Raw genomic sequence first — 20,152 nt, 5'->3', positions numbered from 1 at the left:
GACGCGGTGGAGGATTAAGCATGGGGCAGGGCGGCGGCCTCATTAATAAGTTCCTGCTCGTGCACATCAATCTGGCGGGACAGGACACGTTCTGTCTCATCATTAATTTTCCGGTCGTGCAGAAACTCACGGAGGGTTTTGCGCTGTGCGCGAATAATGCGCAGTCTTATGGCCACTTCCGCCCGACGGTTTTTGACAGACAATTCGCGTGTGCTGCCGGGGTCTGGCTGTTTGCTATCCAGTGTCTGCTGTAATTCCTGAAATTCCTGCAACAACAGCGGGACGGCATGGGCAATTTCAGGGGCGTCCGTACTTGTTGCGGGGTCGGTTTTGCTGCGTGTGGTTTCGTTTTTCAAAATGGTCAGGGCTGTGTTGACCAGAGCCAGACGAGTATCATCCAACTCCTGCTGTGGAGTGCTGACCTGTGATGGGGGCGGTAATAACCGAAGGGCAAGGGGAAGGAACAAGCTGGCCAGAAGCAGGGAACTGATAATGACCCCCGCAGCAATCGTGATCAGCAGGTCACGTTGCGGAAAGTCTGCTTCTGAGGGAAGGGTGAGGATAGCCGCAAGGGTTATGGTGCCGCGTGTACCGGCGAGTGCAAGCACCAGTTTTTCGCCCCAGCTTGGCACCACACAGGCGTGATGCCGAATACGGGCTGTGATTTGCCGAATAAAGGCGGAGCCAGTCACCCAGACAAGCCGAATGAGGGTCATAACTGCTTGCAAGCCAAGAATGGCAAGGAGGACGGTCCACAAGGACAGATCACCAGAGGATTGCATGATGAGCTGTGCTTTGTGAACAAGGTGGGGAAGCTGAAGCCCCAGAAGTAGAAAGACCAGCCCGTTGAGTGAGAAAGACACCATGTCCCATATGGCTGTGGCGCGCATACGGGTTTCTATTTGTGTCTCATTCATAACGCCGCTCAGGCGGATGGTCATGCCGCCAGCCACAACGGCCAGAATGCCGGATGTTTCAAGTGCTTCTGCGGCCAGATAAACGGCAAAAGGCAGCATCAAGGCCAAAAGAGCGTGGCTTGGCGGGTCATCATATCCACGCCGCAGCAGGAAAATTTCCAGTTTGCTGCTGATCAGGCCAATGGCGATGCCTGTTAAAACACCGCCCACGGCAACCCAGACAAAGTTGGCCGAAGCCGCTTTGAGCGAAAACAGGCCGGTGGTGGCAGCGGCGACCGCAAATTTGAAGCAGACCAGACCGGATGCATCGTTCAGCAGGGCTTCTCCACCCAGCAGATACAGCAGCCGGGGCGGCACACGACCGCCGCGTAAAATGCCGGAAACCGAAATGGCATCGGTTGGGGAGAGTGCACCTGCCAAGGCAAAGGCCGCAGCAAGAGACACCGCAGGAATAAGCCAATGCACAAAGTAGCCGCCGCCAAGTGTTACGAGTAACACGAGCCCAATAGCCATGGCGGCAATGATATGCCGTAATTCACCAAATTCACGCATGGGAATGCGGTAGGCATCAACAAACAAAAGCGGCGCAATGAACAGCAGCAGAAACAGGTTGTTATCCAGCCCCACATTCATGCCCGCCAGGCCAGCCGCCGCCCCGGCGGCAATTTGCAGAAGCGGCATGGGGATATGCAGCCTGAGCACCCGGGCAACAATGCCCGTTATGCCTGTAATGGCCAGCAGTGACAGGGCAAGAAGCGTTTCATGCATTGGAAAGAATACTAATCCCGATCGAGAGAGGGCATAAACGCAACCCCACAGAGGCTTTCCCGTATCATAGGCGGCATGGCTCTGCCAGTTGCCGCTACTGCTCACCGGATGTGCGCAAAAGCTGAGGTCCTGTGAAGGATTTTAGTAGGACCTTCCGTATGGCGCGGAAGGTTATGCGGTGTCGTGCACCAATAGTCCCGTACTTGTCCCTTATTTCATCCACAGATTCTGTGGATAAACCGAGTGCGGGCGTTAGCGGACCCAGACTTGAGAAAAGAAAAGCTGGTTGACTGTGGTGTAGAAAAAATTACCCAGTCTGGCAGATGTCAGCACAACAGTATCTTTTTCAATCAACGGCGCAGCCGGGGCTTGCTCCATGACCAGACGATCTGCCTGACGCCATAATGCTTCGGTTTCAGCGCTGGATAATGTGACATCCGTTTTGGCGCGGTCCATCAAGCCCTGAATGGTCTGGTTACAGAAGCCGGGAATGTTGATGGAACTGTCTGAATTGGGATGGAAGTTTTCACAACCCAGCAGATCATCCAGAAAATTGGAGGGGGAGGGATAATCAGCCGACCAGTCTTTCAAGGCAATTTGCACATGGTTACTGGTGTTCTGCATATAGTTAAAGGCGAGCGAGGTGCTTAAAGGACGAACCGTGGTTTGGTAACCAAGGGTTTGCAGCATGTCACGTACCCATACGCCCATGGCCATATCAACGCTGGTATTGCCCACCACCAGCGTGACTTTCTGCCCAGCCGTGCCACTTTCCCGCACAAGCTGTTTGGCTTTCTCAAGGTCTGGAGCCTGCCAGACTGCTGCCGGATGCTCAGGTGATGCACCCTTTGTATAATAACAGAAATCTGTTGCTGCAGGCAGAGAGGACGGCAACATGCCGCATAAGGGCCGTGCAACACCGGGGCCGCCGTAAAAAATGACCATAGCCTTGCGGTTTACCGCGTAATTCACCGCCTGACGGGCCTTAAGCACGTTAAACGGCGGGATATTGACGTTCATGGGCAGGAAATACATGGCCGCGTGGGGCATAACATGGGTCTGCGCGGTAAAGCGGCTGCCAAGTTCACCCAATCTGTCCATTGGAATGTCGTCTGCCATCCAGTCGAACTGGCCATTTTCAACAGCCGTAACGGCTGCTTCATCCGGGATGCCAAAACTGTAGTCTATTGCATCCGGGTAGCCATCGGGCTGGGCGTCCGCACTCCATTGACGGAATGCCGGGTTGCGAGAAAGCCGCAGGCTTTTATTCGGGTCGTAAGATGTAATGGTATAGGGGCCAGTGCTGGGGATGGGCGTATTGCCCACATCGTGCTCAGGCGTGTTGGCTGGCAAAATAACGGCATGGGTGAATGCCAGTTTCTGCAAGAATTCGGTATCAGGTTTTGTCAAGTGAAATGTGACGGTTCGTCGGATGGGGTCTTCTTCCAGTCCGCCTTTTAGTGTGCATGTGGCGGGAGTACGCAAACAGGCCTCTGCGCCCACAATGGCAGAATAAAATGACCCGGCGGTAGGCGAACCTACTTTAAAGATACGCCGAATGGACGCCGTAACATCTGCTGTCGTCAGAAGCTGTCCGTTGGAGAAATGAATGTCGGGCCGTAACGTGAATTTATAGGTTAGGCCACCATCCTCGGGTGTCGGGAGGTTTTCAGCCAGATCTGGCACCACGATGTTTCCGTCCGCCCCGCGCACCTTTTTGAAGGTGGCCAGACCGTCATACACCACAGCAAACAGGTTAATATATTTGCCGCTATAGTTGATCTGTGGGTCCAGTGTACCGCCGGAAGCAGCCGCAACAAGCTGTAGCGTGCCGCCGCGATGCGCGGAAAGCAGGCTGTCTGGTGTATCAGCGCTGCTGGCGTTTAAGGGGAAAGCGAGTGGGAGGCAGGCAATAAGGGCTGTGCAGAAACGCCAGACGCGTGTGCCACACTCTCCCTTACTGCTGCGTGGGTGGCGCATGATCGACCGGGGCATCCGCCGCAGGAGGCGCCTGAAGGTGAGAGAAGTTTTTGTACAGCGAGCCCAGTACAAACAGTCCCATAATAAGCGTTGCAATAACGACACCGAGCCGTACGAGCCGACCTGCCATGGATGACATTTCCTACTTTAGCGTGATGGCTGCATGTCGCCCGGTGGTTTGTACCAACCGGGTGTGCGTTGACCGTGATGTTTGTGGGGGTGATAGAAATTATTCTGCGTATGGTTGTCAGCGCAGGCGCTCAGGCTGAGAGCACTTAGGATAATCAGGCCGCTCAGGGCGACAAGGCGGTACAAGGCAGGTTTCATAAGACTACCTTACTGGTGTTTGAGCCTGCGGAAAAGACGTTACGCGCCTGCTACGCCATGGCCAACCATATCAAGCGGATTGACCAGCCGGTCAAAGCTGCTGCCATCAAGGTACCCAGACTGAAGTGCGGCTTCACGCAGGCTCACACCATGTTCTGTTGCAATATGGGCAATTTCCGCAGCCTTGTCATACCCAATCTCAGGGCTGAGCGCTGTGACAAGCATAACGGAGCCGTTAACGTATTGCGCCAGTCTGTCGTGGTTCAGAGTAGTGCCTTCCACGGAAAAAATCCTGAAATTATGGCACCCATCGGCTAGAATGCGGATGCTGTGCAGGCAGTTCGCCAGAATAACGGGGCGCATGACGTTCAGGTCAAGTTGGCCTTGGCTTGCGGCAAAAGTAATCGTGTTGTCGTTCCCTAAAACCTGCGTTGCTATCATGACCATGGCCTCGCACTGGGTGGGGTTGACCTTGCCGGGCATGATGGAGGAGCCGGGTTCGTTCTCCGGTAATATCAGCTCTCCCAACCCGCAACGGGGGCCAGAGGCCAGCCAGCGCATATCGTTGGCAATTTTCAGGAGAGGCACCGCCAAACCACGTAACCCGGCGGACGCGCGTACCATGGCATCCACACCACTCAGGGCTGCAAATTTGTTGGGCGCTGTTACAAATGGGCGACCTGTCAGGTCTGCAATTTTTTGGGCAATGGCTTTACTGAAACCTTCTGGCGCATTTAACCCGGTACCGACCGCTGTCCCGCCTGCCGCCAGAGCAAACAGGCCCTGCCGTGCGTGACGCAGCGTTTCAAGAGCATCCTCCAGTGCTGTTGCCCAGCCAGACCATTCCTGTCCCACTGTCAGGGGGACGGCATCCTGCAAATGGGTGCGGCCTATTTTGACAACATCCTGCCATTCAGCTGCTTTGCGCTGGAGTGTGACCACAAGTTTTTCCACTTGAGGAAAAAGACGGTCTTCCAGTTCCAGAAGTGTGACGACATGCATGGCTGTGGGGAATGAGTCATTGCTGGATTGGCTCATGTTCACGTCGTCATTGGGATGGACGGGTGTTTTGCTGCCTATAACACCGCCCAATAATTGGATGGCGCGGTTTGCAATAACCTCATTGACGTTCATGTTGGTCTGGGTGCCGGAGCCTGTCTGCCAGACATAAAGTGGAAAATGCGCATCCAGCTTGCCGCTGCTGACCTCATCCGCAACAGTGGAGATCACATCAGCTTTCCAGGAGGGTAGGTGCCCGTTGGCAGCATTCACCAGCGCGGCAGCTTTTTTGACTACCCCATACGCATGGTAGAGCGGGAGCGGCATATGGTCTGTGCCGATGGAGAAATGCACAAGGCTTCGCTGGGTTTGTGCGCCCCAATATTTGTCGGCCGGGACCTCAATCTCCCCCATGGAATCCCGCTCCAGACGCATGCCCTCAGCCTGAATGCCAATAGGGCAGAAATGCAATGTTGGCTTGGTGTTCATGTCTTGGTCCTTCATGAATGCAGGAAAGAGTGACTCAGCAGCGTGATGGGGAAGAGGAGCGGCACCCTGTAGTGTTGAGCATGACGCGCAAAAAAACTTCTCACAACTCAGCGACCTATGGGGTTGTGATGCGTTGACCCCGTATCATGACCAGAATGGCCCGAAATAAGGATAAAGCTGTGAAATTATGAGGATACGGTGTGGTCTGACCGATCGGTCAATGCTACAAGTTTGACAATAAAATCTTCCAGCCCGCCATTTTGGTGCCGCAACAGGCGGTTAAGGGGTAGTGAGAGAAGAGCAATAAGAATGTGAGTACGGAAGGGCTGGGGAAGTATGGCGGTAACTGGTCTGGCTGCGGTTCTGCTTGCCATTGGTCTTTTGCTTGTTGTGGTCAGTGCAGTGCAGCCTATTGCGCGCAGACTGGAACTTTCTGAAACCGTTCTGCTGGCTATTGTCGGCATTGTTATTGGTAGTCTGGCTGACTTCGCACTCCGGAACTCCCATTTTTCCGCCCTGAACGGGCTTGCGGAAATGCTGCTTGATTTCCCGATCAACAGCGAGGCCTTCCTGCTGATCTTCCTGCCTGTCCTTGTTTTTCAGGGCGCGCTGGCCATTGATGTCAGGCGTTTGGCGCATGAAACAGGAACTGTGCTGCTTCTGGCTGTTGTGGCGGTTGTGGTTTCAACAGCAACAATCGGGTTTGCGCTTAAGCCGTTTGCGGATGTTCCGCTAGTTGTGTGCCTGTTGCTAGGCTCCATCGTGGCCACCACCGATCCGTCTGCTGTGGCCGGTATTTTCCGTGATATCGGGGCGGCTACACGACTCACGCGCCTTGTGGAAGGGGAAGCCCTGCTGAACGATGCAGCCGCTATTTCCATCTTCTCCATTCTGCTGCCTTCTGTCACGCTGCACCATGCCATTCATCCGGGGGAGGCCATAGTCTCCTTCGTTGTCTCCTTTGTCGGGGCACTGATCGTAGGGGTGGTGTTCGGGCAATTAACCCTGATGATGATTACCGCACTGGGTAACGCGCCTGCTGCAGAAATCACGCTCACCGTGGCGCTGCCCTATGTGGCGTATATTATTTCTGATGAATTTCTGGGCGTGTCCGGGGTAGTGGCAACGGCAGCCGCAGGCCTTACGCTTTCCGTTTATGGTCCTTCAACCTTCCGGCCACAGACATGGACATTCCTGACCCAGCTTTGGCAGCAGCTTGTCTTCTGGGCAGGGTCTTTGGTGTTCGTTCTGGCCTCCATGCTGGTGCCGCATCTTCTTGTTGGCATGACCAAATGGGACTGTGTCCTCATTCTCATTGCCAGCGTGGCGGGGCTGGCTGCGCGTGGGGCGGTTGTGTTTGGGTTGCTGCCCTTTTTGGCCATGACCAAACTGTCACCTCCTGTTCCAACACCATTCAAGGTGACAATGGTGTGGGGGGGCTTGCGCGGGGCCATTACGCTGGCACTTGCTCTTGCCGTAACGGAAAACGAGCGTGTTTCCACGCCTGTTGCACACTTTATTGGTATTATTGCCACGGGCTTCGTGCTGATCACGCTGCTGCTTAACGGCACGACACTTCGCTCTCTCGTTCTGTTCTTAAAGCTGGATAAACTTTCCCCGATTGATGAAGCGATGCGCCATCAGGTGCTCAGTATCGGCCTGGACAAGGTGCGGGATCGTGCTGCCAAAATGGGTGAAGAGCTTGGTTTCTCGACCGATGCCACGCGCCCCGTCTTGCAGCAGATTGACCGGCGGGCGGATGAAGAGCAGTCCGCGAACGAGTTTGACGCGGCAATGAGCGACACCCAGCGCGTTAATCTGGCTCTGTTGACAATCGCCAGTCAGGAACGCTCCGTGCTGCTGGACCTGTTCCGTATTCAGGGTTTATCCCGGCGTGTGATGGAAACGTTGCTTCGCAGCAGCGAGGCCGCCATTGACGGGGCTATTCTGGAAGGGCGGCTAGGGTATGTGCGGGCGTTGCGGCGCAGGCTAAGCCCGTCTGTGCGGTTCAAGATAGCTCAGTGGGTGCATAAGCGGTTGCGCATTGATCGCCCCCTTATGCTGTGCATGGCCGAGCGGTTTGAAATGTTGATGGTGGCGCATTTTGTGTCCATCTCCCTGACCCGCTTCATGCGTGAGCGGCTGGAGCCAACGCTTGGCCCGCGTATTGGTGAAATTGTTGCAGAGGTTTTGCAGCGCCAGCGCAAGATGCTGAACGAGGCGCTGGAAACCTTGCGTCTGCATTATCACGGATATTCGGAAGCGCTGGAAAACCGTATTTTCCGCCAGATTGTTCTGCGTCTGGAGGGGGAGGAGTATGATGCACTTCTCTCTGAATCCCTCATTAGTGATGAGTTGAACCGTGAGCTTCTGAAGGAGCTGGAGCGCCGCCGGACCCGTTTGGATAAGCCGCTCAGCTTTGACCTGAGGAGCGGGATTGAAAGCCGTTTGAAAAACGCAGCAATCTTTAAGGGGCTGCCGGGGGCGGAGTTGCATGATCTTGCAACCACCACGTCTCTGCGTTTTGTCGCGCCACAGGAGTTGATTGCACGGCGTGGGCAGAAAGTGCGGACAGTCTATTTTATTAGTGCGGGTCTGGCTGAGTCCCATGTGGCAGAGCGCGATATCCGGTACGGGGCCGGAGATCTGATTGGCGCATTGGGCGCTTACCGGAACGAGCGCTGCCCGGCCAGTATTCGTGCGGTACAGTTCGGGCACTTCATGGTTATCAGTGCATCGCGCTTCCGCCGCTTGGTGGAGGAATATCCGGTTGTTCTGGAGAATATCGAGAACCTGCGTAAAAAGCGGGAAGTAGGGGAGCGTGCCGTCAAGGTTGTGCCCGGTCAGACGTTATCCGACAAACCAGCGGAGCAGCCGGGTATCGCGGCCCGGACTTTGCTGGGTAACAATGCCCAAGGGCTGATTCCTCATAAAGAGGAAGAGTCCGAGGCTGACGGGGTTGATCAGGAACATCCGGTATCAGACCAGAAGATCTGATCGTAAAAAAGGGGCTGCTTTTAGAAAGCAGCCCCTTTTTTGTGCGTAGCTTCCATCTTCCCCAAGGCCGTGAACGGGCCGGGGTTTGAAAGCGGTTTGTTTAAAAACCGCTTGATGGAGGAAGTTGGTTATGGGTGTTCTGCCGCAGAGCGAGGCCAATCTGAACCCAGCTCAAGCCGCTGACAATCAGTTCAACAGCAATGAACGTGCCGATAAGCCACAGGCCAGACCAGGGAAGAGTCAGATAAAGGCTTACCCCGACAATCAGGCTGATAATGCCGCCGCACAGGATAATACCCCAGCCTGCAAAATTGCGATTTTGGAACGCCACAACGCAGCGCATAATGCCCACAACAATAAAGCAGATGGCCGCAAAAAGAGTGATTAAGGTAGCGCCTGTTGCGGGCTCTTCAATGATAATGACGCCGGCCGCCACATAGAGCAAACCGCCAAGCAAAGAAAACAGAAAGCCGCTCCAGCCGCGTACGGCAAAGGCGTGTATCATCTGCATGATACCTGCCATAATAATCAGGAAGCCCAAAAAGACCGTGCTGGCCAGAGTGACGGATACGGTGTCGATGCAGGCCAGCAAGCCAAGGGCAATCAGGGCAACGCCCAGCCCTACGAACAGCCCCCATTTTCTGGTGAAATCCATATCTTTTCATCCTCGCTTTACATAAGAGTCACTGGGAACAGATTACGCCATTTATGATGCCGGGCACAGCATTTGCTTGTATCAGCACAAGACACCTGCCGGAGCACAGCTGTGTGCAGAGTTGACAGGTGGCCTGCCTTTCCGTAAGTGCTGCACCCATTGCCGGGAACGTGGACAGGACGGCTGCCGTGAATGGACTATGCTCCCATTCATGCAGTAATACGCACTGCGCCCGCTCTGATCCGTGGGGGACAGAGACTACCGGCCCAAATATGCAGGCAGTAAAGCGGTAACGCAGCGCTGTGTGCAGGTGTGAAAAGAGTAGAGCGCACTATGAGCAAGCGTCTCGAGAGCAAGTATAAAATTAACCGTCGCCTTGGCGTTAACCTGTGGGGCCGTGCAAAGTCTCCGGTCAACCGTCGCGAATATGGTCCTGGCCAGCATGGTCAGCGCCGTAAAGGCAAGCCTTCTGACTTCTCCATCCAGCTGATGGCTAAGCAGAAGCTTAAAGGCTACTACGGTAACATCAGCGAAAAGCAGTTCCGCCGCTACTATCAGGAAGCCGTGCGTCGTAAAGGCGATACGTCTGAAAACCTGATCAACCTGCTGGAACGCCGCCTGGATGCGGTTATCTACCGCATGAAATTCGCCATCACGCCGTTTGCTGCGCGTCAGTTCCTCAACCATGGTCACGTCCTGGTTAACGGTCGCAAGCTGAACATTCCGTCTTACATTGTTAAAGACGGTGACGTGATCGAAATTCGTGAAAAATCCAAGCAGCTCGCTATCGTTCTGGACGCAACCCAGACGACCGAACGTGATGTGCCGGAATACATGGAAGTCGATCATCGCCAGATGAAGGGCACGTTCCTGCGTGGTCCTAAGTTCTCTGACGTGCCTTACCCGGTACAGATGGAACCAAACCTGGTGGTCGAATACTACTCCCGTTAATCGGCGCTTCGGCCCGATTTGTGCAGCGCCGGGTGGAGGGTATCCCTCTCCACCCGGCGTTTGCCGTTTTTACCTGTTTTATACCAGCCGGATGATCCGTTATGTCTGATGCGCCCACAACCGACCTGAGCACGGAAATTAAACGCCGCCGTACTTTTGCTATTATCTCGCATCCAGACGCCGGTAAAACCACTCTGACAGAACGGATCCTGCGTGCAGGGGGTGCTATTCAGCTTGCCGGTAACGTGCGCGCCAAAGGGGAGCGCCGCCGTACCCGCTCTGACTGGATGAGCATTGAGCGTGACCGTGGTATTTCGGTTGTCAGCTCGGTCATGACGTTTGAATATGGTGGGTGTATTTTCAACCTGCTCGACACACCGGGCCATGAAGACTTCTCGGAAGATACATACCGCACCCTGACAGCCGTTGACTCTGCCGTCATGGTTATTGACGCCGCAAAAGGTATTGAAGACCGGACACGCAAGCTGTTCGAAATCTGCCGCCTGCGTGACATTCCCATCGTGACCTTCATTAACAAGATGGACCGTGAAGCGCAGGACCCGTTTGAACTGCTGGATGAAATTGCGGCGTCATTGGCACTTGATACGTCCCCCGCAACATGGCCGGTAGGACGGGCTGGCAAGTTTGTTGGCACCTACGATATTCTGACCAAACAGCTCCATACACAGGAAGAACTGTCCCCAACTGACCCACGCATGGTACAGTTGACGGAAGAGCTGGAGCTGGCGGAAGGTGTGCTGCCCCAGTTTGACCGTGAGTCTTTTGATGCAGGGCATCTGACCCCAGTTTTCTTCGGGAGCGCCATGAAGGAAATTGGCGTGACGGATCTGCTGGATGCATTGGTAGCGTTTGGTCCGTCCCCGCGCAGTCAGGTGGCGGAAAGCCGGACAGTGCAGGCGGACGAGCCCGGCATGACGGCTCTGGTCTTCAAAATTCAGGCGAATATGGACCCCAACCATCGGGACCGTATTGCCTTTGCCCGTATTTGCTCTGGCAAGCTGGAGCGCGGTATGCGTTTGCGCCATACGCGTACAGGCAAAAGCTTTGCCGTGCATACGCCGCAGTTCTTTTTTGCGCGTGACCGCCAGTTGGCGGAAGAAGCCTTTGCTGGGGACGTCGTGGGTATTCCTAACCATGGCACCCTGCGCATTGGGGATACGCTGACCGAAAGCGAGGATCTGAAATTTACGGGCGTACCGCACTTTGCCCCGGAAATTCTGCGCCGTGTCCGTCTGGATGACGCCATGAAAGCCAAAAAGCTGAAACAGGCTTTGACCCAGCTTGCTGAAGAAGGCGTGGTACAGCTTTTCCGGCCGCAGGATGGTGCACAGCCTATTGTTGGCGTGGTGGGCACCCTTCAGCTTGATGTGCTTCAGGCCCGTCTTAAGGCGGAATACGGGGTGGCTATCGGGTTTGATGCTACACCGTTCTCGCTAGCGCGCTGGGTTACAGGCCCGCGGGATAAAATTGAAACCTTTGCTCAGATTAACCGTACAGCCATGGCGGATGATCTGGATGATGACCCGGTTTTTCTGGCGACATCCTCTTTCATGATGCGCCGGACGCAAGAGCAGAATCCTGACATCAGCTTCCATGATATCAAGCAGATTGGTCTGGAAATAAAATAAGTCTTCCAAGGCGGGACAATGCAGCCCGCCTTGTTAGCCAATTGTATGCCTCTGGAAAGATGCTGCAGTTGGCAGCCTTATGAGGGCTTTCGTGCCCCTTTTTCCGTCAGGCATACAATAAAGGCGAGAGCGGGCAGGGCTGCACCAAAAGTGGAGGCCAGCGCCCAGCCCCCATGCGCATAGGCCCAGCCGCCTACAGCGGAACCCAACGCACCCCCCACAAAGAAAAGCGCCATATACAAGGCATTTAACCGTGCACGATGCTCTGGTGCCAGAACGAACAGGACGCGCTGCCCCAAAACCAGATTGGCGGTGATGCAAAAATCAATCACCACTCCGGCTACCGCTAAGACCACAACAAACAGCATGGAGGGGCTGACAAGCCATGTTGCGAGGAAGGCTGCTGACGCAAATGCCATGGCCAGAAGTGTTGCAGGCCAGATCCAGCCTCTATCCGCAATGCGTCCGGCAAGCGGAGCAGAAATGGCACCGGCAACACCAACCAGAGCAAATACGGCAATTTCACCTTGGGTCAGGCCATAAGGGGGCGCTGCCAGCAGGAGGGGAGTAACAGTCCAGAAAAGGCTGAAAGCCCCGAACATGCAGGCATGGTAAAAAGCACGGCGTTGAAGTGCCGGGATGGAGATAAGAAGAGACCCCATTGAGCGTAAGAGCGCAGCGTAGGAGTGCTGGGTGGTGGGTTGCCTGCTGGGGAGCATTCTTCCCAAAACTACTGACAAAATCAGCATAATCCCTGCGGACAAAAGAAAAATGGCCCGCCATGAGGCCACATGCGCCACAAGGCTGGCAACGGGGCGCGCCAGCATAATCCCAAGCATGAGTCCGCTCATCACATTGCCTACAACGCGCCCGCGTATGGCAATGGGGGCAAGATGCGCTGCAAAGGGGACCAGAATTTGTACAGAGACAGACAGAAGCCCCACAAGCCAGATTGCCAGAAGAAAAGGCATTGGGTGGCTGGTAAAAGGCAGCAGAAGCAAAGCAACAGCCAGTAGTCGTGTCATCCAGACAATCAGGCTACGATTTTCGAGCAGGTCTGCCAGCGGCACAATGAGCAAAAGGCCAAGGCAATAACCCAACTGGGTAACGGTGACGATCAGACCAGATTGGCTCTCCGGCATGCCCAAAGCCGCACTGATAAGGCCGGAAAGAGGCTGGGCATAATAGAGATTGGCAACGGTTAACCCGCAGGCCGCAGCAATAAGAAAAATAAGATGGGCAGCAATACTTGCCTGATGGCCTGATGGGTCCTGCGGCGAGTGTTGGTGGATGGGGGGCATGGGTTTGGTCCTGCGCGGGAAAGAGTGTCAGCAGGCCAGAAAGACCCGAATCAGTGGTGCGTTGCTTTTGCAAAAGGTTGGAGAAAAAGTAAACTTATGCACCCAATGGCCTTACGCCTGCTCCAGCAGGGCGCGGGAGGTTGGTAATATGTCACCGCGTGCCAGCCATTCTGCACGATGCGTATGGGGCACCAAGGCAAGCTGATCATACTCCCTGTTGGCGGAGGCCTGCCAACAGGCTTTGACCTGCTGGAATGAGCAGTGTGTTTTGAGAGACATGCCAATGTCCAGAATGCGTGTGCCCGGATGACGGGCCACTAGACGCGGTGGGCCAACCTCTAACAGATCCGCTGTCAGCCCTAATTCTTCCTCAGCCTCAGCCAGGAGTTGTTCTTTCAGGTCTACGTTCTGGGTGTTGTCCCGTTTCTCAATGCTTCCCGCAGGTGGGCTTTGCCAAAAGTTCCCTTGGTAAAGCGATGACGGATGCCGCCGCCCCAGTACAAAACCTTCAGGTGTTTCCAACAGGCCAATAACGGCAAGGGGTTGCAGGCGGAGTATGGGGAAAAGTTCAGGCTTCTTCATTTGCGCCAGAACCGATTTATACTCGGTCCAGTAGCCATCAATGCAGCCAGAGGTAATGCGGGTAGCCGAAAATACGCAGCCATTAAACAAGGCAGGTATGGCGCGGCAGGCCTCTGCCCAGATACGCTCTATCTCATCTTGTAATGCGCTGTCATAGGCTGGTTTATGCGGCACAACACGCACAAAGCAGGATGGAAGCAGGGGGAGAAGCGGCCACTGGCCAGAGAATAGCGCGGTCATGGAGGCAGAATACGCTATTAGTCAGCTTGGTTGTAAAGAGGGTAGAAAAACAGGGGATAAAGCCAAAAAGCCTTACCCCCCTGTTTTGTTTTAGACGAGCTGCTGTTTCAGAGCTGCTGTCAGATCTTTTGTTGTGGCATCGCCACCAAGATCTTTGGTGCGGAGGCCACCATCCGTAATGACCTTTTTAATGGCAAGGTCAATGCGGTCTGCAAGGTCCTGACGGCCCACATGCTGGAGCATCATGACCGCAGCAAGCAGCAGGGCCAGCGGGTTGGCAATGCCTTTGCCAGCGATGTCTGGTGCTGAACCGTGCACGGCTTCAAACACGGCAGCCTTGTCACCAATATTGGCACCTGGCGCCATGCCCAGACCGCCAACAAGACCGGCTGTCAGGTCAGAGAGGATGTCACCAAACAGATTGGTGGTTACCACCACGTCAAACTGCCATGGGTTGATGACAAGCTGCATGGCGCAGGCGTCAACAATCCGTTCGTTAAAGGCGACGCGGCCTTTATATTCTTCAGCAACCTTGCGGCCTTCTTCAAGGAATAGACCGGTCAGCAGTTTAAGAATATTGGCCTTGTGCACGATGGTAACCGTTTTGCGGTTATTTTTCAGTGCGTATTCGAAGGCATATTTAACAATGCGGCGGCATTCCGTGCGGGAATTGTAGCCGGAGCTGAGAGCAATGCCCTTGGGGTCATCGCCCACAGGGATGTAGTGCTCCATAGCTGCATAATAGCCCTCTAGGTTCTCACGGAACAGCACGAGGTCAATTTTGTCAAAACGGCCACCCGGCACGATTGTTTTGGTCGGGCGCAGGTTGGCAAAAAGCCCGAATTCCTGACGCAGGGTGACGTTAATGGACTTGAAGCCGCCACCGACTGGTGTTGTCAGCGGGCCTTTGAGTGCCAGGCCTGTGCGGCGAATGCTCTCAATGGTCTGTTTTGGCAGTGGGTCATTGACCGCATCCACCCCAGCCATACCGGCCAGTTGTTTGTCCCATTCGAACGGGGCACCAACCGCGTTCAGGATTTCGATTACCGATTCAACAATCTCGGGGCCGATACCGTCACCGGGTATAAGAGTAGCGGGGATGGTCTTGCTGTCTGTCGTCATTCTGGAAGCTCCCTTCACTTCGCGACTTTTCTGCGCCCGTTCGGCTGATGACGCGATTCCCAATTGCGTGACCAGCCGATTATCCTGTTTGCCTTCACGCCGCCGTGAGGGGCGCGCAGGCGGTTTTCAGCCATTTTTGTGCTTCTGGAGGCAGGTGCGGACCAATCAGTTCCAGCACCCGTGCATGGTAGGCATCCAGAATAGTCTTATCTTCCTGCCCCAGAGTCTGCTCATCAATCAGGCGGCGGTCGAAAGGAGCCAGAGTCAACGTCTCGAACTCAAAGCCGGGGCGTGCCCCTTCGACATGGGGCATGGGGTGAACCAGCACCAGCGTTTCCAGACGGATGCCATACGCGCCGGGCTCATAATAACCGGGCTCATTGGACAGGATCATCCCTGCATCCAGCGCAATGGGGTTTGGTATTTTGGAAATACGGGCCGGGCCTTCATGCACGGACAGAAAACTGCCCACTCCATGCCCTGTACCGTGGTCATAATCCTGCCCGGCTTGCCAGAGGTCAAAACGGGCAAGGGTGTCCAGCGCAGAGCCAGTGGTACCTTTGGGAAAGCGGGCCCGGCCAAGGCGTAAATTGCCTTTTAGTACGCGGGTAAAGGTTTCCTTCAGGCGGGCGGGTGGGGCGTCCGGCCCTGTCCAGAGTGTGCGGGTGACATCTGTTGTGCCCTCCGGATACTGGCCACCGCTATCAATCAGATAAACTTCGTTAGCAGTCAGCGCACGGTCTGACTCTGGGGTGACGCGGTAATGAATAACCGCACCATTAGGGCCTGAGCCAGAAATGGCAGGGAAAGATTCGCCCCGGTAATCCGCGCCTTCAGTCCGAAAGGCATCAAGCGTTGCGGCCGCTTTCAGTTCAGTAGTGTTAAGAGCGTTCTGGTCCAGCCAGTGCAGGAAACGGCACAGAGCGATGCCATCTTTCAAATGGGCCTTGCGGCTGCCTTCCTGCTCTGTCGGGTTTTTTAGGGCTTTGGGCAGCAGGCAGGGGTCCGGGCTTTCCTGCACTGTCGCACCATGGCGGGTCAGTGTTTCCGTAAACCAGACGGCATTGGTTGCCGGATCAACGCTGACCACACGGCCTTTCAGTCCGGCCAGTACCTGTTCCATGGCATCTGGTTCATGCACACGCACAGCGTCTCCCAGCCAGTCACGGACATTAGCAGGGAGTTTGCTGCCCTGAATGAACAGGTCCACCGTGGTATCGGCGTGGAGCACGGCAAAGGCCAGCACAACCGGCAGGCAGGGGATGTCGGCACCACGGATATTGAGCAGCCATGCGATAGAGGAAGAATCGCTCAACACGGCAGCAGCTTGGCCTGCCCGCACCAGCCCCTGCGCCAGACGCTTACGCTTGCTGTCCGATGCTTCGCCCGCATAAGCGAGGGGGTGGATAACGGCTGGGCCTGCTGGAAACGCCGGGCGGTCCGTCCAAAGACGATCCACTAGATTTCCGGCGGTTGCACTCAGGGAATAAGTCTGCGCCGTTGCCTGAAAAGGCAGAAGTTCGGCTTGGCTCATGATCCGGGAATCGTAACCAATGCGTGCGCCTTTTGGGGCATGGTCTGCCAGCCATTGGTTGGGAGGCGTCTGGTACATATGCTCACAGGACCAGCAGCTTTTATCCACCTGTTGGTCCATTTGTGTGACATAGCGGCCATCCGAGAACACGGCAGCGGTTTCAGGAAGAACAATAGCCAGCCCTGCGCTGCCGGAAAAACCGGTCAACCATTCCAGACGCTCAGCACAGGCTGGCGTGTATTCCCCCAGATACTCATCGCTATGCGGGATAATTAGCCCATCCAGTCCCTCCTGTTCCAACAGGGAGCGCAAAGCAGTCAGACGGTTGGCGGAGGGAGAGGGCATTGGCGGGTCCTTAAAACGTAGTCTTTAACAATGAAGCAGTGCAACGCACTGGAGGGTCAGAGGGAGGGGCTTACGCAGCCTGCGGCAGAGCGTAGGGTTTACGGAGGACCAGCGTGGCCCAGTCCCCCTCACGGAAGGTTTTTTCCAGCACCAGCCCTTGCCGTTGATGAGCCGCCAGAACCATGCGGATCTGGGTACGCAGCAGGCCAGCCAGAATAACGGTACCACCCGGAGCCAGATTCAGGGCCAGATCTTTCGCCATCAGGCAAAGTGGACGGGCGAGAATGTTGGCAAATACTAGATCATAGGGCGCTTTGCGGCGAATTTCCGGAGTACGCCAGCCATTGCCCAGACGGCAGGTCAGCGAACGACTCAACCCGTTACGGGCTGCGTTTTCTGCAGAAACCCGGACAGACCAGGGTTCAATATCAACGGCCAGCACTTTCTGGTGCAGCAGGGCTGCTGCGGCCATGGCCAGAATGCCAGAGCCACACCCAAGGTCCAGAATACGGCGGGGCTTGCGGTGCGCCATATATTCAAGTGCCCGCAGGCAGCCACGGGTGGAGCCATGCTCGCCAGACCCAAAAGCCACCCCGGCATCCAGCGTCAGAACAATGCGGGTAGCGTTATGCGTATCGGGCAGATGCGTGCCCCGCACAACAAAGCGCTGGCCTACTTCCTGCTCAGGGAAGGCCTCATATGTCCGGGCCAGCCAGCCTTCTGCCTCGGTTTCGGCCCGCTCAAGCGGAGCGACTGTGCTGCTGGTCAACTGAGCGAGAGTCAGGGCTGTCTCCAGCTCATCATCACGGTGGCCTACGTCTTTCACACCCTCAACACGCCACAAAGTGCCCTCAGGGTTGGCTTCAAAAATACCAACGGTGGTGCATACGGTGCCTATGGCGCTTTCATAGGCTTCAACAGCGGATTCAGGCACGGTGACGCTGACCGTCTCGAGGGCTGTGGCGTGTCTGCGGGGAGGAGGGGCCATTAAATTTTCTCTATAAAGGAGGAGAGGAGGCGTTTGGTGTCACCACTTTCAAACGCAATCTCAAGGTGGTGGCGGTCTGCGCTGATGATAATGCCAACCCCAAAGCGGGGGTGGCGGACATGGTCACCAAGCTGAAAGCTGGCCGTGTTTGCATCTGCCAGCATGGGGTCCTGCCGGCGGCGCGTGGTGAGTGGCCCGTTTGCAAACACGGAGTCTGTCATGTTGAGGCGCTGCTGCGGGGCTGCACCGTTTTCTTTGCGGATAATATGCTCATCCGGCAGTTCATCCAGAAAGCGGCTGGGCATGGAGGGCTGCCAGTTGGCGTAGATACGGCGGCGGTCAGCATGAAAAATAAGGGCATGTTTGCGGGCGCGGGTAATGCCCACATAGGCAAGGCGGCGTTCTTCTTCCAGCCCTTTCAGGCCGCCCTCATCTAACGTGCGTTGGGACGGGAAGACGCCTTCCTCCCAGCCCGGCAGAAACACGGTATCAAACTCCAGCCCCTTGGCTCCATGCAGGGTCATGAGGGAGAGTTTGGCGTCACCCGCGTTTTCGTCATGCTCCATGACCAGCGCAACATGGTCCAGAAACTCACCAAGCGTCCCAAAATCAGAGAGCGCGCGCACTAACTCTTTCAGGTTTTCCAGTCGTCCCGGTGCCTCTATGGAGCGGTCATTGCGCCACATATCCAGATACCCGGTTTCTTCCAGCAGGTGTTCAACCGCAACCACATGTCCCTCGCGGGTCAGGATGTCACGTGTGGTGGACAGGGCGTTCATGAGCGTTCCAAGCTGCGCCGCCATCTTACCTTTCAGGCCCCCTTCATCCAGAAGGGCCTGTGTGCCTGCGGCCAGAGGGACCTGCCGCGCCCGTGCTGCGGCATGAAGCTTTTGAAGAGCAGCCGGACCAACGCCGCGTTTTGGCACATTAATAATGCGTTCAAACGCAAGGTCATCCGCTGGCTGGTTCACAATGCGCATGTAAGCCATGGCATCGCGAATTTCAGCGCGCTCGTAAAACCTTACGCCGCCCACAATCCGGTAGGGCAGGCCGGTCTGGACCAGACGCTCTTCAAATGCACGCGTTTGGAAACCGGCGCGAACCAGAATGGCCATTTCAGCCAGAGACTGGCCTTTGGCGTGGAAGGAGGCTGCTGAATCGCACACAGCACGGGCTTCTGCTTCCGAATCCCACACACCGGTTACCAGAACTTTTTCCCCGCTGGCATCGTCCTTGCCGGAACGCAGGGTTTTGCCCAGCCGTCCGTCATTATGGGCAATCAGGCCCGCTGCGGCACCCAGAATATGTTGGGTAGAACGGTAATTACGCTCAAGCCGGACGATTTGTGCGCCGGGGAAGTCTTTTTCAAAGCGGAGAATGTTCTCAACTTCTGCTCCACGCCAGGAATAGATGGATTGGTCATCATCCCCCACGCAACAGATGTTGGACGGGTAGCCAGTCCGTTTGGCCAGTAGCCGGAGCCAGAGATACTGGATGGTATTGGTGTCCTGATATTCATCCACCAGAATATAACGGAAGAGCCGGTGGTATTGATCCAGAACATCGGGGCGGGTGCGCAGGATTTCTGCCACATGCAACATGAGGTCGCCAAAATCGCAGGCGTTCAGTTCGCGCAGGCGGGTTTGGTAGGCTGTATAAATGGCGCGGGCGTGGCCATCGGCAAAGTCTGAATCTTCAGTGTCGGTCACACGCGCAGGGGTCAGGCCACGGTCTTTCCACCGCTGAATAACGCCCATCAGGCCCGGAGCAGGCCAGCGTTTTGTATCAATGCGCCACGGTTCCATGACCTGCTTGAGCAGACGTAACTGGTCATCTGTGTCCAGAATGGTGAAGCCGTGTGTCAGCCCTACATATTCTGCATGGCGGCGGAGCATTCTGGCGCACAGAGCATGAAAGGTGCCAAGCCACAGGCCTTCAACAGGTTCACCCAACAGAAAACTGATCCGTTCGCGCATTTCCCGCGCGGCTTTGTTGGTAAAGGTAACAGTCAGAATTTGCCAAGGTTTTGCGCGGCCACTGAGCAGAATATGCGCAAACCGCGTGGTTAAAACGCGTGTCTTTCCGGTCCCGGCACCAGCCAAGACCAGAAGGGGGCCATCTGTTGTTTCAATGGCGGCGCGTTGCTCCGGGTTCAGGCGCTCAAGATAGCCCGGCGCTCCTTCAGGGGCGGGAGAAGAAAAAAGCGGCGAAGGGGGATGTTCTGACGTGCTCACTATGGCTTTATAATACCATGTGAAGCGAAGGCCAATCGGAGCCGTTAAAAACCGGGCGGCTTTTTGGCCTGAGC

General features: G+C 55.7%; 15 protein-coding genes. 3 read left to right on the top strand and 12 right to left on the bottom strand.

Going from position 1 to position 20,152, the window contains the following annotated elements; translation table 11 throughout:
• Positions 1-14 precede the first annotated feature (14 nt).
• The 5 genes from Abci_RS12020 to fumC form a co-directional block, all read right to left on the bottom strand.
• Complete coding sequence (locus Abci_RS12020) at positions 15-1,685, bottom strand: Na+/H+ antiporter (protein WP_048839386.1); 1,671 nt, start codon at positions 1,683-1,685, stop codon at positions 15-17.
• 252 nt (positions 1,686-1,937) lie between these two features.
• Positions 1,938-3,665 (bottom strand): ABC transporter substrate-binding protein, encoded by a 1,728-nt coding sequence (locus Abci_RS12015; RefSeq protein WP_084597654.1) that lies wholly within the window; start codon positions 3,663-3,665, stop codon positions 1,938-1,940.
• Positions 3,643-3,795: a hypothetical protein gene (locus Abci_RS12010; RefSeq protein ID WP_158319793.1), complete on the bottom strand. Its 153-nt coding sequence runs from the start codon at positions 3,793-3,795 to the stop codon at positions 3,643-3,645. Before Abci_RS12010 ends, Abci_RS12015 begins: the two co-directional genes overlap by 23 nt.
• A gap of 17 nt (positions 3,796-3,812) precedes the next feature.
• Positions 3,813-3,992 carry a hypothetical protein gene (locus Abci_RS12005; RefSeq protein ID WP_146806739.1) on the bottom strand — a complete coding sequence of 60 codons (180 nt, stop codon included), beginning with the start codon at positions 3,990-3,992 and terminating at the stop codon, positions 3,813-3,815.
• Positions 3,993-4,031: 39 nt separating this feature from the next.
• The gene (fumC, locus tag Abci_RS12000) at positions 4,032-5,480 is read right to left on the bottom strand and encodes a class II fumarate hydratase (RefSeq protein ID WP_048839385.1); all 1,449 of its coding nucleotides are present in this window, start codon (positions 5,478-5,480) and stop codon (positions 4,032-4,034) included.
• A gap of 336 nt (positions 5,481-5,816) precedes the next feature.
• On the opposite strand from fumC, the gene Abci_RS11995 reads away from it, so the two are divergent.
• On the top strand, positions 5,817-8,477 hold the full coding sequence (locus Abci_RS11995) for a cation:proton antiporter (protein WP_244877665.1): 2,661 nt from the start codon (positions 5,817-5,819) through the stop codon (positions 8,475-8,477).
• A 100-nt stretch (positions 8,478-8,577) separates the two neighbouring features.
• Here the strand turns inward: Abci_RS11995 and Abci_RS11990 are convergent, their stop codons facing one another.
• Entirely contained in the window at positions 8,578-9,132 is a 555-nt protein-coding gene (locus tag Abci_RS11990) for an HdeD family acid-resistance protein (RefSeq protein ID WP_048839384.1), read from the bottom strand.
• Positions 9,133-9,465: 333 nt separating this feature from the next.
• Between Abci_RS11990 and rpsD the strand changes: the two genes are divergently transcribed.
• Together rpsD and Abci_RS11980 are read left to right on the top strand one after the other, a co-directional pair.
• Entirely contained in the window at positions 9,466-10,083 is a 618-nt protein-coding gene (rpsD, locus tag Abci_RS11985) for a 30S ribosomal protein S4 (protein WP_048839383.1), read from the top strand.
• A 101-nt stretch (positions 10,084-10,184) separates the two neighbouring features.
• Positions 10,185-11,732, top strand: coding sequence for a peptide chain release factor 3 (locus Abci_RS11980; RefSeq protein WP_048839382.1), 1,548 nt, complete (start codon positions 10,185-10,187; stop codon positions 11,730-11,732).
• Between the two features lie 77 nt (positions 11,733-11,809).
• On the opposite strand, the gene Abci_RS11975 is transcribed toward Abci_RS11980, so the two are convergent.
• The 6 genes from Abci_RS11975 to Abci_RS11950 form a co-directional block, all read right to left on the bottom strand.
• Positions 11,810-13,033 carry an MFS transporter gene (locus tag Abci_RS11975; RefSeq protein WP_048839381.1) on the bottom strand — a complete coding sequence of 408 codons (1,224 nt, stop codon included), beginning with the start codon at positions 13,031-13,033 and terminating at the stop codon, positions 11,810-11,812.
• A gap of 111 nt (positions 13,034-13,144) precedes the next feature.
• A complete protein-coding gene (locus Abci_RS11970) occupies positions 13,145-13,855 on the bottom strand; it encodes a hypothetical protein (RefSeq protein WP_048839380.1) in 711 nt (236 codons plus the stop codon).
• 90 nt (positions 13,856-13,945) lie between these two features.
• Positions 13,946-14,977 (bottom strand): isocitrate/isopropylmalate dehydrogenase family protein, encoded by a 1,032-nt coding sequence (locus Abci_RS11965; RefSeq protein ID WP_048839379.1) that lies wholly within the window; start codon positions 14,975-14,977, stop codon positions 13,946-13,948.
• Positions 14,978-15,071: 94 nt separating this feature from the next.
• Positions 15,072-16,856: an aminopeptidase P family protein gene (locus tag Abci_RS11960; RefSeq protein ID WP_048839378.1), complete on the bottom strand. Its 1,785-nt coding sequence runs from the start codon at positions 16,854-16,856 to the stop codon at positions 15,072-15,074.
• 70 nt (positions 16,857-16,926) lie between these two features.
• Complete coding sequence (locus tag Abci_RS11955) at positions 16,927-17,844, bottom strand: 50S ribosomal protein L11 methyltransferase (RefSeq protein ID WP_048839377.1); 918 nt, start codon at positions 17,842-17,844, stop codon at positions 16,927-16,929.
• On the bottom strand, positions 17,844-20,081 hold the full coding sequence (locus Abci_RS11950) for an ATP-dependent helicase (RefSeq protein ID WP_084597653.1): 2,238 nt from the start codon (positions 20,079-20,081) through the stop codon (positions 17,844-17,846). Before Abci_RS11950 ends, Abci_RS11955 begins: the two co-directional genes overlap by 1 nt.
• Positions 20,082-20,152 lie beyond the last annotated feature (71 nt).

The sequence above is a fragment of the Acetobacter cibinongensis genome (genome assembly GCF_000963925.1).
GTDB lineage: Bacteria > Pseudomonadota > Alphaproteobacteria > Acetobacterales > Acetobacteraceae > Acetobacter > Acetobacter cibinongensis.
The sequence above is the reverse complement of the archived record's forward strand: the minus strand, read 5'-3'. Positions and strand labels throughout refer to the sequence as shown.